This window comes from Lysinibacillus zambalensis (assembly GCF_040183165.1).
GTDB classification, from domain to species: domain Bacteria; phylum Bacillota; class Bacilli; order Bacillales_A; family Planococcaceae; genus Lysinibacillus; species Lysinibacillus zambalensis.
This window is the reverse complement of the sequence record NZ_JBEGDG010000004.1, coordinates 146,991-162,364: the sequence shown is the minus strand read 5'-3', so window position 1 is coordinate 162,364 and position 15,374 is coordinate 146,991. Positions and strand designations below refer to the sequence as shown.

The 15,374-nt window shown below is 37.2% G+C and carries 14 protein-coding genes; 2 read left to right on the top strand and 12 right to left on the bottom strand.

The annotated features are described in order from the left end of the window. Positions 1–17: 17 nt before the first annotated feature. Positions 18–458, bottom strand: coding sequence for a MaoC/PaaZ C-terminal domain-containing protein (locus tag ABNX05_RS07890; protein ID WP_349659311.1), 441 nt, complete (start codon positions 456–458; stop codon positions 18–20). A gap of 443 nt (positions 459–901) precedes the next feature. Between ABNX05_RS07890 and ABNX05_RS07885 the strand changes: the two genes are divergently transcribed. Next, positions 902–1,726, top strand: coding sequence for an MBL fold metallo-hydrolase (locus ABNX05_RS07885; RefSeq protein ID WP_349659218.1), 825 nt, complete (start codon positions 902–904; stop codon positions 1,724–1,726). A 317-nt stretch (positions 1,727–2,043) separates the two neighbouring features. On the opposite strand, the gene ABNX05_RS07880 is transcribed toward ABNX05_RS07885, so the two are convergent. From ABNX05_RS07880 to citZ, 4 genes are all read right to left on the bottom strand, one after another. Beyond that, entirely contained in the window at positions 2,044–2,628 is a 585-nt protein-coding gene (locus tag ABNX05_RS07880; RefSeq protein WP_349659217.1) for an SMI1/KNR4 family protein, read from the bottom strand. Positions 2,629–2,903: 275 nt separating this feature from the next. Further along, entirely contained in the window at positions 2,904–3,842 is a 939-nt protein-coding gene (gene mdh, locus ABNX05_RS07875; protein WP_349659216.1) for a malate dehydrogenase, read from the bottom strand. A gap of 316 nt (positions 3,843–4,158) precedes the next feature. Beyond that, positions 4,159–5,421, bottom strand: a complete 1,263-nt coding sequence (icd, locus tag ABNX05_RS07870) for an NADP-dependent isocitrate dehydrogenase (protein WP_349659215.1) — start codon at positions 5,419–5,421, stop codon at positions 4,159–4,161. Positions 5,422–5,501: 80 nt separating this feature from the next. Then, positions 5,502–6,617 (bottom strand): citrate synthase, encoded by a 1,116-nt coding sequence (gene citZ / locus ABNX05_RS07865; RefSeq protein WP_079561591.1) that lies wholly within the window; start codon positions 6,615–6,617, stop codon positions 5,502–5,504. 253 nt (positions 6,618–6,870) lie between these two features. Here citZ and ABNX05_RS07860 point away from each other — a divergent pair, with 253 nt between their 5' ends. Next, on the top strand, positions 6,871–7,836 hold the full coding sequence (locus ABNX05_RS07860) for an AI-2E family transporter (RefSeq protein WP_432760130.1): 966 nt from the start codon (positions 6,871–6,873) through the stop codon (positions 7,834–7,836). Here ABNX05_RS07860 and ABNX05_RS07855 read toward each other — a convergent pair. The 7 genes from ABNX05_RS07855 to ABNX05_RS07825 form a co-directional block, all read right to left on the bottom strand. Beyond that, a complete protein-coding gene (locus ABNX05_RS07855; RefSeq protein WP_079561593.1) occupies positions 7,820–8,209 on the bottom strand; it encodes an FxsA family protein in 390 nt (129 codons plus the stop codon). The two genes, ABNX05_RS07860 and ABNX05_RS07855, sit on opposite strands and share 17 nt — an antisense overlap. A gap of 296 nt (positions 8,210–8,505) precedes the next feature. Continuing rightward, positions 8,506–10,266 carry a pyruvate kinase gene (gene pyk, locus ABNX05_RS07850; protein WP_349659213.1) on the bottom strand — a complete coding sequence of 587 codons (1,761 nt, stop codon included), beginning with the start codon at positions 10,264–10,266 and terminating at the stop codon, positions 8,506–8,508. A 28-nt stretch (positions 10,267–10,294) separates the two neighbouring features. Next, a complete protein-coding gene (gene pfkA, locus ABNX05_RS07845) occupies positions 10,295–11,254 on the bottom strand; it encodes a 6-phosphofructokinase (RefSeq protein ID WP_349659212.1) in 960 nt (319 codons plus the stop codon). Positions 11,255–11,520: 266 nt separating this feature from the next. Then, positions 11,521–12,477 carry an acetyl-CoA carboxylase carboxyltransferase subunit alpha gene (locus ABNX05_RS07840; protein ID WP_349659211.1) on the bottom strand — a complete coding sequence of 319 codons (957 nt, stop codon included), beginning with the start codon at positions 12,475–12,477 and terminating at the stop codon, positions 11,521–11,523. Beyond that, positions 12,470–13,318, bottom strand: coding sequence for an acetyl-CoA carboxylase, carboxyltransferase subunit beta (gene accD / locus ABNX05_RS07835; RefSeq protein WP_349659210.1), 849 nt, complete (start codon positions 13,316–13,318; stop codon positions 12,470–12,472). Before accD ends, ABNX05_RS07840 begins: the two co-directional genes overlap by 8 nt. 21 nt (positions 13,319–13,339) lie before the next feature. After that, positions 13,340–13,981 carry a FadR/GntR family transcriptional regulator gene (locus ABNX05_RS07830; RefSeq protein ID WP_197144690.1) on the bottom strand — a complete coding sequence of 214 codons (642 nt, stop codon included), beginning with the start codon at positions 13,979–13,981 and terminating at the stop codon, positions 13,340–13,342. A gap of 176 nt (positions 13,982–14,157) precedes the next feature. Beyond that, on the bottom strand, positions 14,158–15,336 hold the full coding sequence (locus tag ABNX05_RS07825) for a helix-hairpin-helix domain-containing protein (RefSeq protein ID WP_349659209.1): 1,179 nt from the start codon (positions 15,334–15,336) through the stop codon (positions 14,158–14,160). Between the last annotated feature and the right edge of the window lie 38 nt (positions 15,337–15,374).

Genomic DNA, 15,374 nt, shown 5'->3' with positions numbered 1-15,374 from the left:
TTCAAATCTCAAGACGTTTATAAAGTAAATGGTGGTGTTACTAGTAAAGTACCTTCAATCACAAGTTCCTTTTGCTCATTATATGAGTGTACTGATACTGTAATCGTATTTTGTAATTTATTTACTTCTGTTACTTCTAAAAGAGTATCAAATAATTCATAATGATAGAGCGGTCCTAAATATTTTATATGTTGCTCAATAATTCGTGCACCTGGTCCGGGAATATACTTTGACACAGCTGAAGTAATAATGCCATTTAACATGATTGTTGGTACGATTGGCTTTTGAAAAGGTGTCATTGCAGCATAATCATGTTGAATATAAAGTGGATTATTATCATTCGTAAGTCCTAAATAAAGCAATAAATCCTTATCTTCTATCTTTTCGGTTATATGAATCTTCTCGCCAACTGTAATTTCATCAATAGAGAGACCAAGCTTACTGTTTTTTTGAAGCAAAAATACGCCAACCCCTTTTCTATCATATACCTTCATAGTATCAATTTTATTCCAAAAGTACAACGAAAAGCAGAGTAACCATTTTATCTTCATTCAGCAATGTTTTCTGTGCGAAAGCGAAGCGGCAGCAACATTGTTTATCGGTCCTTTGTCTTTAATCGAGAATTGTGTAGCCATTCTTTTTAATATTTAGCCGATGAATGTTGAACGACCAGATTCTCCAAAGCGTAGCTGAAAAAAATACAAAGGACATCTCCTCTTCATATTTACGGATTTCAAAAATTCCTAAATTAGAGAATCGCCGAATGAACTAAAAATTAACGAACTATTTAATTAACATAATTATGAAGTTCAGACTAAAGTTGTAAATACTTTTCTGGATGACGTTGGTAATATATGGTGTGTAATGAATTGAGGTCAAGGATTTTAAAGGAGGAGTAATTTTGAATTACTATATTTGTGAAACATGTGGGGCGCAGTATAAAAAATCAATGGAAGAGCCGAAGCAATGTACTATTTGTTCAGAAGAAAGACAATATGTCAGTGTAAATGGGCAAACTTGGACAACTTTGGACAAAATGATTTCTTCTGAAATCTATAAAAATAACTTCAATCTTGAAGAAGATGGATTATTCAGTATTACAACTAGCCCGACATTTGGAATTGGACAAACAACTTATTTAATTCAAGAACAGGGTTTTAATTTGTTATGGGATTGTATTTCATATATTGATCAAGAAACTATTGATAAAATTGAGAGATTAGGGGGAATTGATGCCATCGCATTATCTCATCCTCATTATTATTCAAGTCAAGTGGAGTGGGCAGAAACTTTTAACGCACCTATTTATATTCATGAGGATGATAAAAAATGGGTTACAAGGACTAGTGACAAGATTATTTTTTGGTCTGGTGAATCCCTTACTTTACAGAATGGGTTAACTCTTTATCGTATGGGTGGTCATTTTAAAGGAGCCACTGTACTAGAATGGAAAAATGGTTATCAACAAAAAGGCATATTACTAGTTGGAGATATCATTCGTGTAGTGGCTGATCGCAATTGGGTAACATTTATGTATAGTTTCCCTAATTTCATTCCTCTTCCTGTTGAAACAGTGGAAAGAATCTTAAGTCAAGTAGAGAATTTACATTTTGAACGGATATATGATGCTTTTCTCCGTATTGTGAAAAAAGATGCAAAGCAATCTGTTCATAACTCTGCTGTAAGGTATATAAATGCTATAGAGGGTAAGCTTTTCACTACTTAAGTTAACTCCACTTTATTGGAAGTGTTCTGTTAATATTTTCAAAGTTGTTGCCTCCAATTTTTGCGGAATCAAAAAGCGTCCTGCTATCGTATTTCATTACGATGCAAGACGCTAATATCTAATATTTTCATATAAAACAATACGTAAGCTGCTATATTTTTCGCTGTGAGACGCTTCGAATCATTTTGCCTGGTAAACTATTATGTCAGACAATATATTTTTGGGTAAAATAAGTGTATGAAATGGATACATCATTCAAGCTTTTCAACATTCGTCGCCCGTTTGTTGAATATTTTTAATATCTAAAATACAAGAGATTACTGTTCTTCGTTTTCCAGAAAAATAAAACCACAGTCAATAAGATCCTGTAAATACTCATCAAAGCTGTTCGCTATCACCTCATATTCATCAGGGTCGTGCAAAAAGCGAATTATTTGACCGCATACACCTTCATCTGATGGGTTAAAATCAATATAGAGTCTCGATGATCCACCATTATTCATACAGTCTGAAAAATGGATATACATACCTGGGAGAAGTCCCTCCGGATTTATCTTAGAGTCAACAGCCTCCTCGTCATATTCTAAAAGATAAGAGACGTCTTCTTCTTCTTTTGAACTTTCGAGCATCTGCTGTGTAGACAGCAAATAGTAAGGATATTTACCTTCTTCAACATCTGAACCCAAAATACAAACCGCAATTTCGCTTTCTCCATATTTCCGCCAATATGTACCATCAATATTATCAAGTAGACAGATTAGTGATTCTGGACAATTTGGATATTCTGACTTTAGCGTTTCAATATTTTCTTTTGTAGCACCACTAGCGGTATTTAGTTCCTCTAGCTCCTCTGTTGATAATGCCCCTCTCAAGCCGTTTAAAAATTGATTTACTATATCCATTATTTCGTCCTCCCAATAATAAAATATAAAAATTTATTTGTTAGGTTATACGCCTGCCAGTACAGAAGGATTTTTCATTTTTCTCAAAAACTTTATTTTGTCTCTTTGTTCAAACAAATGTAGGCAGATAAACCTCGATGTACTTATTGATAGGATAATTTTAGCATATTTCTACTCTTGCACATATGTCCGTACATTTTTACTCTACTTTTTGATACCTAAATACTTAAAAAAACCGAGTAGGAATGAATCCTACTCGATTTCATAAACTTTTATTAAGCTAAAACTTTCATAACATCGCGGACTGCTTCTGCCGATTTATCTAAAGCTGCTTTTTCATTGTCTGTTAATTCAAGTTCAAAGATTTTTTCTACACCATTTGCACCTAATAATGTCGGAACACCTAGGTATAAATCATTGTAGCCATATTCGCCTTCTAAGTATGCAATAGATGGAAGTATACGTTTTTGGTCTTTAATGATAGCTTCCGCCATTTCAATAAGCGCCGCTGAAGGAGCATAATATGCAGAACCGTTTCCAAGAAGGTTAACGATTTCAGCGCCACCTTTTCGTGTACGGTCAACAATCTCTTCAAGACGCTCTGCTGGGATTAATGATTCTAATGGAATACCACCAGCGAATGAGTAGCGAGTTAGTGGCACCATTGTATCACCATGCCCACCTAAAACAAAACCTGTGATGTCTTTTACGGAGATATTAAGTTCTTCAGCTACAAACGCACAGAAACGAGCCGTATCGAGTACACCTGATTGACCTATTACACGATTTTTAGGGAAACCAGTTTCTTTGAATACTGTGTAAGTCATTGCATCAACTGGGTTTGTAAGAACAAGGATTGTTGCATTTGGTGAGTACTTAGCAATTTCTTTGGAAACAGCTTTCATTACATCTTGGTTAATTTGAACAAGATCGTCACGGCTCATACCTGGTTTACGAGCAACACCAGCAGTGATAATTACTACATCAGAATCTGCAGTATCCGCATAATTAGAAGTACCTTTAACATAAGAATCATAGCCTTGCACTGGTGCAGCTTCCCACATATCTAGAGCTTTACCTTTTGTTGGGTTTTCAGCTTGAGGGATATCCACTAACACTACATCACCAAGTTCTTTTTGAGCTGCTAAAAATGCTGCAGTAGCGCCAGTAAAACCACTACCGATTACTGAGATTTTTTTTCGTTTCAGAGACATTCGAATACGCTCCTTTAAAATTAGGTTATATAATCAATTATGCCTCGGCATAATTGCGTCAGGAATCAGCTTTGTGCAAGCACAAAGAACTCCTTTCTGATTCCGTGACATCCGGCCGGAGGCTTCATTCAGCAGGTGTTTAAACACCCGCTGAATGAATTTAAAAAAGGGAGGAGAATAAATTCTCCTCCCTCGATTAAACAAGTTCATCGTAAATATTTTATTAAGCTAAGTTCAATAGAAATTTACATTTCACCCTAATTATATCGGCAGAATAACATCCGCTTTAACTATAATTTCTATTTAAAATAGAAAATTAAAGGTTTTTGATTAATTCAGTAGCGAATTCTGAACATTTTACTTCTTTAGCGCCGTCCATTAAACGAGCAAAGTCGTAAGTTACAACTTTAGAAGAGATTGTTTTCTCTACAGATTTAGTAACCATGTCAGCTGCTTCTTGCCATCCTAAGTGCTCAAGCATTAATACGCCTGAAAGTAATACTGAAGATGGGTTTACTTTATCTTGACCAGCATATTTTGGAGCTGTACCGTGAGTAGCTTCGAAGATCGCGTGTCCAGTTACATAGTTAATGTTTGCACCTGGAGCGATACCGATACCACCAACTTGTGCAGCTAATGCATCAGAGATATAGTCACCGTTTAAGTTCATTGTAGCAACTACGTCGAACTCATTTGGACGAGTTAAGATTTGTTGTAAGAAGATATCAGCGATAGAATCTTTAACTAAGATTTTACCAGCTGCTAAAGCGTCAGCTTGTGCTTTGTTTGCTGCTTCTTCACCTTGTTCAGCTTTAATAGCATCATATTGGTTCCAAGTGAAAGTTTGATCAGCAAATTCTTTTTCAGCTAATTCATAACCCCATTTTTTGAATCCACCTTCAGTGAATTTCATGATGTTACCTTTGTGTACTAAAGTAACAGATGGGCGTTTATGATTAATAGCATATTCGATAGCAGAACGTACTAAACGCTCAGTACCTTCTTTAGATACAGGTTTTACACCGATACCAGAAGTTTCTGGGAAGCGGATTTTGTTAACACCAAATTCAGTTTGTAAGAAGTTGATGATTTTTTGTGCTTGTTCAGAACCAGATTCGAATTCAATACCAGCATAGATGTCTTCTGTGTTTTCGCGGAAGATAACCATATCAACGTCTTCTGGACGTTTAACTGGAGAAGGTACTCCATCAAAGTGACGTACTGGACGTAAGCATACATATAGGTCAAGTTGTTGACGTAATGCTACGTTTAGAGAGCGGATACCACCACCGATTGGAGTAGTAAGAGGACCTTTGATTGCGATTAGGTATTCGTTAATTTTGTCTAAAGTTTCTTGTGGTAACCATTCACCAGTTTGGTTGAATGCTTTTTCACCAGCTAAAACTTCTAACCATTCGATTTTCTTTTCACCGTTGTAAGCTTTTTCTACTGCTGCGTCGATTACGCGTGATGCTGCAGCCCAAATATCAGGACCGATTCCGTCACCTTCGATGAATGGAATCACTGGATTGTTTGGTACATTAAGTACGCCATTTTCAACTACAATTTTGTTTGACATTGATGTTGCCTCCTAAATTCATAATCATAGGACTGTGTTATAGCTAACACAGTCCCAAATATTCTAGCATATTTTCCAAATTAGCGCTCGCTGATTGGAACATATTTTTGCATACCTGGTCCAACATACTCTGCACGTGGACGGATTAGGCGGTTGTTAGCATATTGCTCAAGAATATGAGCTACCCAACCAGAAGTACGTGATACTGCGAAAATTGGTGTGAATAGGTCATGATCAATACCTAAAGAATCATACACTGACGCAGAGAAGAAGTCTACGTTTGCAGGTAATTTCTTTTGTTCTACGATCATGTCATGGATTTTAACTGACATTTCATAAAGCTCTGGTTTACCAGTTAGCTCAGTTAATTTTTGTGACATTACACGTAAGTGTGGTGCACGTGGGTCGCCTTTGCGGTATACGCGGTGACCGAAGCCCATGATTTTTTCTTTGTTATCTAATTTATTTTGAATATAAGATTCAACGTTTTCAAGTGAGCCGATTTCAGTTAACATTTTCATAACTTGCTCATTTGCACCACCATGAAGTGGTCCTTTTAATGCACCGATAGCTGAAGTTACACCAGAATAAACATCTGATAATGTAGCTACACATACACGTGCAGTGAAAGTAGATGCATTTAATTCGTGGTCAGCATGTAATACTAACGCTTTGTCGAATGCTTCAACTTCGATTGCTGCTGGTTCTTCACCTTTAAGCATGTATAAGAAGTTTGCAGCATATCCTAATTCTGGTTTTGGAGCAACTGGCTCTAAACCTTTACGAACACGCGCAAATGCAGTAACTACTGTTGCAATTTTAGCTTGTAAACGGATAGCTTTACGATAGTTAGCTTCTGTATCCATAACATCCGCTTCTTCATCGAATACACCAAGTAAAGATACTGCAGTACGTAGTGCAGCCATTGGATGTACAGTTGAAAGTGGGTATGTTTTGAATTGGTCTACAATTGCTTGCGGAATAGACATGTTGTCTGCCAATTGTTGTTTTAATTCAGCTAGCTCGTCTGCTTTTGGTAAACGAGTATGCCATAATAAATAAATTACCTCTTCGAATGACGCGTTCACTGCTAAATCATCAATGTTGTAACCAACATATGTAAGTGTGTCATCGATAATTGAACTGATTTTAGATTCCGCTGCTACGATACCTTCTAAACCTTTAGTTGCTGACATAAATTATCGCTCCCTCATATTTATATTTTTTAGTTGTAAATGCAGTTATTAGGTCGCATTTACGTTTTTTGCTCATATGAACCATTAAGTAAATCGCTTACAATTGCTATTATAATCATTTTTGACAGCTTTGTGAATGAAAAACCTCCGAATAAAGAAAAAGGTGCATGAGCGATTATATATACGCCTGAAAGAGATTCTTTTTTGCATTTTGACATTAATTTATCAATTGAAACGGGGTGAATTTGTAAAAATGAGGAATATTAAATATTTTTCATACGAAAGAACTATAAGTGTTTTGTTTTTTATATTCTACTTAACAATATTGTGGTTCGTATTACCTGTATCCCTTGCGATTTTTTTGTCTTTTTCTACGTATCCTATCATAAAATTCCTTCATTCTTATTGTAGGATCGCCTATTGGCTAGCAGCAATTATCGTGGAAGCACTTATTCTAACTTGCATTTTCCTTCTCGTTATCATTTCTATAAACAGCATTATTCTTATCTTCCCTGAAATTCGAGATACACTACAAAATTTCCCACTTTTCAACGAATATGAATCAATGTTTATCCAAGTTTTAAAGGAAAAATCGCTTTCCATTTTCGATTCAATCTTTTTATACATGGCTAATATTTTCCAACTATTAATGAAACATGTAATTGAAGTATTTATATTCCTTGTCGCTTACTATTTTGCCCTATTGGAAACTCGCAAATCCCGATATTGGTTTTTTCAATATGTGCCAAAAAAATTTCGCAATGAGTGGCAGTCTCATTTTTCTAAAATGATGCAGCTATTTCATTACTTTTTGTATGTGGAGTTTCAGTTATTCACAATTACTCTACTCATCCTTTGTGCGGGCTTCATGATTCTTCAATTTGAACAAGCCATCATCAAAGCTTTTATAGTTGCATTTGCAGATGTACTTCCGTTCTTTGGGATTGGCGTATTTCTTGTACCCATGAGCATTTATTTTTACTTAAAAGGCAATACCTTTTTATGTGTAGCTATTTTACTTTTATATCTCTTCGTTCAATTAACAAGGCAGCTAGCTGATTCCATGCTTTGGTCAAACACATTACAATTACGGACTTTCCACACCTTTTTCATCAGTGCTGCCTCTATTTTATTATTTGGTTTTTACGGCATTTTACTTAGCCCCGTATTTTTATTTTTGGCTGTTAAACTAAAGGAAAATGCTATTTTTGAACGATGATAAATTGACCCTTTTTCATTTTTTTCCGCATCCAATAATAAAAGATTGGTTGGAACATTTTGCGAGAAAAAGGCAGTAACAATAATAAACCAACAAGATCTGTTATAAAACCTGGTAATACTAGAAGTACACCACCACTGAAATTTAAAACTGTGTTAACTAGTGCTGGCCCTGGAGCCTCTCCTCGTGCTATCGTATTTTTAACCTTTTGCACAGAATTCATACCTTTATTTTTCACTACATAAATACCTATAATGCTCGTAGCGACTATAAGCAGTAATGTATTTAAAATACCAATATTTTGACCAACTACTATTAATAACGCCAACTCGGCTAATGCATAGACAATGAAACCAAGAAAAATTTTTCTCATATTTTTCTCCTTTCTAGCTGAAAACACTATACCTTATATACGTTATTATAGCCCATTAAGTTTCATAAAAAAACAAAGGTACTATTTAAAGACAAGCCGAAGCTACTCTTTTTATAGTTAAAACTAAGCAAAATTAGCTCACAAAATGCTATTTTCTTCTTTAATATTAGAAAAGCTCCAGTACAACTATGTTGCACTAGAGCTTTTTATTATAGATTCAATTTTGTCTCGGCATCATTTTGCGTTCACAATCGACCGGAGATTTAATTTCTTTCGGGGACAACCACTGAAAGAAATTAAAGAACACTTGCATGCCCTTTGTAAATAACTCCCGTTTCAGCATCCATTGTAATTTCTTGACCGTGACGAATCAGTGTAGTAGCTTCTTTTACTCCAACGATAACAGGGATGCCAAGGCTTAGTCCTACAACTGCTGCATGACTTGTAAGCCCGCCCTCTTCCGTAATCAGACCGATACAATTTTCAAGTGCTGGCATCATGTCACGATCTGAACCAACCGTTACTATAATGCATCCGTCTGTATCATAAGCTAGTGCCTCTGCTGCATTTTTAGCAACAACTGTTTTACCTACTACTGAAGCTTTACCGATTCCTTGACCACGAGCTAATAAATCTCCGATGATGTGTACCTTCATTAAGTTAGTAGTACCTGCTTCACCTACTGGTACACCTGCTGTAATAACAACTGCATCACCATGCGTTACAAAGCCATGTTTCAAGCTTTCATCAACAGCTAGCTCTAAAATTTCATCTGTTGTCGTAACACGTTGGCAAACAACTGGGAATACCCCCCAAACTAGTGTTAATGCGTGAGCTGTATTGGTAGAACCCGTTACCGCGACAATTTGTACACCTGGGCGATATTTTGCAATCATTCTAGCTGTATTACCACTTTCTGTTGGTGCAAGTACGGCCTTTACACCTAAGTTAATCGAAGTGTAAGCTACTGCCTGAGAAATTGCCTCCGTCATATTTGCTTCTTTTTCACGACTACGAGTAGAGACGATTGCCTTATAGTCTAATGAATTTTCTGTACGCTGTGCGATTTTATTCATTGTTTGTACAGACTCTATTGGATATAGTCCTGCTGCAGTTTCACCAGAAAGCATAATTGCATCTGTACCATCGATAATTGCGTTTGCTACGTCACTAGCCTCTGCTCTTGTCGGACGTGGATTACGTTGCATCGAATCTAGCATTTGTGTAGCTGTAATAACTGGTTTACCTACTTGATTACATTTTAAAATTAATTTCTTTTGTACAAGCGGTACTTCTTCTGCCGGGATTTCTACACCAAGATCACCACGCGCTACCATTAATCCATCTGAGACTAAGATGATTTCATCGATATTATCGACACCCTCTTGATTCTCGATTTTCGGGATAATTTGAATGTGGTTACCGCCATTTTGTTCAAGTAATTCTCGAATTTCAAGTACATCCTTTGCTCGACGAACGAACGAGGCTGCAATAAAATCAACACCTTGCTTAATACCGAATAAAATGTCCTGTGCATCTTTTTCTGTAATTCCAGGAAGTTGTACAGAAACGCCCGGCACGTTAACACCCTTTTTATTTTTTAAAACACCTGCATTTTCAACAATCGTATGAATAAGACCTTTTTCCATATCTTTTGCTAATACACGTAGTTGAATAAGTCCATCATCTAATAAAATAATGGCGTTTTGCTCAACATCCTCGATTAAACGTTCGTACGTTACAGAGAAGCTAGTTTCTGTTCCTTCAACTTCCGTCATTGAAATATCAATAACTTGCCCAGCTGCTAAATGCAATTCTCCGTTTTTCATATTATGCGTACGAATTTCAGGACCTTTTGTGTCCAGCAAAATTCCAACTGGTTTCCCTAATTTTTGTGCTACTTCGCGAATTAAATTAATGCGTACTTCGTGTTCTTCATGAGAACCATGCGAAAAGTTTAAGCGGGCTACATTCATACCTGCTTCAATTAGTTTCTCTAAAACTTCTGGTGACTCACTTGCTGGACCAATTGTACATACGATTTTTGTTTTTCTCATTTTCTGCCCACTCCGTTTTTATATCAAATTATATGGATAGTTCTTTCATTAAAGTATATAAGCTTACATCTGCCTCATGATTTTTTTCGAAAGCCTCAGGCATATCATAGTCAATCACTTGATGATTACGAATACCTACCGCCCTGCCAGACTTTCCTTCCATTAGCAATTCAACTGCATGTGCACCGAATTGACTCGCTAGAACACGATCACGCGCAGTAGGTGAACCACCGCGTTGGATATGTCCAAGAACAGAAACACGTGTCTCTTTTCCTGTTTTTTCATATAATAGCTTTGCCAACTCACTACCTGACATAACGCCTTCAGCGACAATAATAATGCTATGCTTTTTCCCACGCGCTGCACCACGGTCTAAGCGTGCCACAATATCATCCAAATTATAATCTTCTTCTGGAATTAAAACTGTTTCAGCACCGGCTGCAAGACCTGCCCATAAAGCAATGTCTCCTGCATCTCGCCCCATTACCTCAACGATAAAGGAATTTTCATGAGAAGTTGCTGTATCGCGGATTTTATCAATGGATTCCACGACCGTATTTAGCGCAGTATCAAATCCTATCGTATACTCGGTTCCTGGTACGTCATTATCAATAGTTCCTGGAACGCCCACAACAGGAAAGCCTTTTTTCACTAAATCCATAGCTCCACGGTATGAACCGTCTCCGCCAATCACAACTAGTCCTTCAATACCAGCTTCACGCATATTGTCTATACCTCGTTGCTGAACAGCGGCTTCTTTAAATTCAGGACATCTTGCTGAATTTAAATGTGTACCACCGCGTTGAATAATACCACCTACTGAACCTAAATCAAGATTTTCCATACTTCCTTTTATTAAGCCATCATAGCCGTGCTTAATTCCGACAACATCAATTCCATGATATGCTGCCTTACGAACGACCGCACGAATAGCTGCATTCATTCCTGGTGCATCTCCACCACTTGTTAATACGGCAATTTTTTTCATTGTCGAACCTCCTGCAGATACTATTATTATTCACATTAACATGAAAAAACAAACTATGTAAGTGTTCTGAGGCTACAAAAACATAACTTTTACATAAAAAATAAAAAGAATGCGCTTTCACACACTCTTTCTATTCAAAAACATCCTAAATTTAACAATTTTATAAAGTGTTTGGTAATTCCCATCATTAGGTTATTTATTTTTTAAAGAAACAATTTTTAACTCTTTACGAGCAAATTTATATGTCCAAAAACCTAAAAATGGATTTAAGCTTCTGTATATTGTCCAATCTTTCTGAATTTCTCATAACGGTCTTCAATTAATTGCTCGCCATTTAAAGAATTCAATGTTTTTAGTGTGTCGCTTAAACATTCTTTTAGATAAAGTGCTTGCTTTGCTACATTGCGATGAGCTCCACCTGTTATTTCAGGGATAATTCCATCAATAACGTTAAGCTCTTTTAAGTCAGGTGCTGTTATACGCATTGCTTCTGCCGCTTGCTTTGCAAGGCTACCATCACGCCATAAAATCGACGCTGCCCCTTCTGGCGAGATTACAGAGTACGTTGAGTTTTCTAGCATAAAGACACGATTTGCCACACCTAATGCAAGTGCACCACCGCTTCCGCCTTCCCCAATAACGATTGAAATAACTGGTACTGTTAAGCCTGCCATTTCGACGAGATTTCTGGCAATCGCTTCACTTTGACCACGTTCCTCCGCTGCCTTACCGGGATAAGCACCTTTCGTATCAATAAAACAAATAATTGGTCGTTTAAATTTCTCCGCCTGCTTCATTAAACGTAATGCCTTACGATATCCTTCAGGGTGTGGCATACCAAAATTCCGACGAATGTTTTCTTTCGTTGATTTTCCTCGTTGGTGTCCAACAATTGTTACTGGTTGACCTTCAAAAAGAGCAATCCCTCCAAGAATAGCCGCATCATCACCAAACGTACGATCTCCATGTAACTCAATAAAGTTTTCACACATAGCTTCTATATATTGTAAAGTTGTTGGTCGTTCTGGATGTCTAGCAACCTGTACACGATCCCATGGCTTCATATTGGCATAAATAGATTGTTCTAGCTGAGTTAGACGTGTTTCAAGCTTTTCAATTTCGCCTGTCATATCTACATCTGCCTCGGTAGCAATCGTTTTTAATTCATCAATTTTTTCACGTAATTGTACTACTGGTTCTTCAAAAGCTAAATTTTTAGACATGTTGCACGCCTCCTTTTGTATGCATTTTTACAAGCAACGCTACTTGGTTTCGTAAATCTTTTCGATGGAAGATTGCATCAAGCTGCCCATGTGCTAATAAAAATTCCGCTGTTTGGAAATCATTTGGTAGTTTTTCTCTTACTGTTTCTTCGATTACTCGACGACCAGCAAAGCCAATCAATGCTTGTGGCTCCGCAATATTAATATCTCCAACAGAGGCAAAGCTTGCAGAAACGCCACCTGTTGTAGGATGAGTTAGTATTGAAATAAACAATAGTCCATGATCACTATGACGTTTTAATGCCACACTCGTTTTCGCCATTTGCATTAATGATAGTACGCCTTCTTGCATGCGCGCGCCACCACTTGCAGTAAAGATAATAAACGGTACTCGTAATTCCGTAGCTTTTTCTACGGCACTTGTGATTTTTTCTCCAACGACTGAACCCATTGAACCCATACGGAAATGAGAATCCATAATTGCTACAACAATTTCTTCTCCATCAAGGGTGCCCACACCTGTCAGTACTGCTTCGTTTAATCCCGTTTTTTGTTGGTCCGCTGAAATTTTTTCAACATAAGCTGGGAAATTAAGCGGATTACTTGTTTGTAAATGATCGTCCATTGAAACAAATGAACCTTCATCTAAAAAACATGCTACGCGCTCCTGTGCAGTCATTTTGAAATGATGGTCACATTTGGTACATACTTTGTTATTTTTTTCTAATTCTTTCGTTAATTGAATGTGACGGCATTCTGGACATTTTGTCATAAGTCCTTCCGGAAATCCCTTTTCTTGTCCGTCTTCTTTCTTTTTACTAAATATGCTGCGAATTGCCATGTTTGACTCCCCCTTTGTTGTCTAATTACTTCGTAAAGTCTTCATCCACTGCTCGTAAGCTTTTAATGCTTCTTTTTCATAGCCAAGCTGCATCGATTTCAACATAGTTTGAATGATTAATTTTTCTTCTTCTGTTGAGTTTCGATTTAAACGGTCACCATCATAAGCTGCTAACTGAAACCAGACTTTTAGTGAAAGACGATTTCCCGCCGTGATGATTATTTCTCGTAATACATCTCGACAATTAATCGTATCCTCTATTTCTAGCTTTACAAAAAAACTGTCCCACACCGGTAGTGTTCGCAGAGTCCCTGTACAACTTATTACGCGAATGGCTTCCTTTTCATGAATTTGTCGTGTTAATTCGACATCCTTTTTCGATTTTTCATCTTCTAATATAAACATCGACAGTATTTCTACGAGCTGATGCTTATGTGTGGAAGCTAGGAACGTACCTCCCCCATGTTTCGTTTCAATAAGACCTAACAATTCTAAGCTTCGCAATGCCTCTCTCACAGAGGATCGCCCGACACCTAGACGCTCTGAAAGGACTCGTTCAGAAGGTAGTTTTTCTCCAGCCTGTATTTCTTCCATTTTAATAAGTTGTCGTAATTGTTGGACGATATCCAAAAACACTTTCTTTTGTTCGGTTTTTTTATCCATACGATCAACTCCTCTTATCAATTCCGCCTTGGCGTAATTGTTTCTGTAGCTACATAAACACATCGAAAGTGGTCTGGCCACTTTTGAACATTGACTCTAGCTTACAAAATAACTGTTAAAAAGTAAAGAAAAAACTGCATAAAAAATTTATGCAGTTTCTAATATTTTCTTCAATTTCATATTCTTTTCGTCGCTTGCGCATGTTTTACTTTCACTTGAGGTTTACCAAAGCGTCTTTCAAGTGTCCCCTCAATGTAAAGCAATTCATCTTCAAGTAACAGCCCTTGAACAAGATGAAAAACCTGAGGGAATAAGGTTACAGATACTGTTCCAAACTCATCTTGAAGCTGAACAAAGGCCATTTGCTCACCTTTTTTTGTGCGTATTTTTTTTACTTCTTCTATCATGCCAATCATTTTGACATACGTTCCATCACGCGCTTGTTTTAACTCTCTGCACGTACTATTTACTTCATTCCAAAAAGCTCTTTCCTCTGTAACCGGATGGGCTGATATATAAAATCCAAGACTTTCCTTTTCGTGTAGCAATTTTTCCTTTTGTGGCATCGCTTCCGCTTCCATATACTTTGGCTTACCAAAGCTAAAGGTAGTAGTCGATTCAATATCAATATCCTCAGTTGGCCTTAGCAGTTCTGCATGCTTCAAAGCTGCCTCCAATGTCGCTATCAGTACCGCACGATCTTTATCTAAATAATCGAGAGCCCCTGCAAAAATTAAAGACTCCATTACTTTTGGTTTAAAATGCTGTGCGCTTAATGCAACTGCCATGTCAAAAATATTATCCAATGCTTCTGGCTTCGCCTGGCGTAAGGCGTATACTTTTTCTATAAATGTATAGGGAACACCCTTTATTCCGGATAAGCTGTAGCGAATTCCATCCTTCTCAACAGTAAAGAATTTTGTACTTTGTTTTAATGATGGCGGGTAAAACGAAATTCCTTTCTCTTTTGCTTCATTCTCAAGTTGCAGAATTTTTTCCACATTTCCTGTTGCGTTTGATAATAACGCAGAATAAAAACTTTGCGGGAAATGTGCCTTTAAATAGGCCATTTGGTAGGAAATAACGCTATATGCGACAGCATGGCTTTTAGGGAAACCGTAGTCTGCAAAGCGTACAATTAATGCATACACTTCTTCTGCCACATGGACGTCAAAGCCTTGCTTCATTGCTCCATCTACAAATGCGGTACGTTGCTCTTCTAATACTTGACGATTTTTCTTACTTACCGCTCGACGCAATAAATCCGCTTGTCCCATCGTAAATCCAGCCATCACCGAGGCAATTTGCAATAGTGATAGGTAAGCCTTTGATATTATCTCCAGCTTTTCCCCCACTCCACACCGTACATGAGACTTTCACCTCATACGGCGTT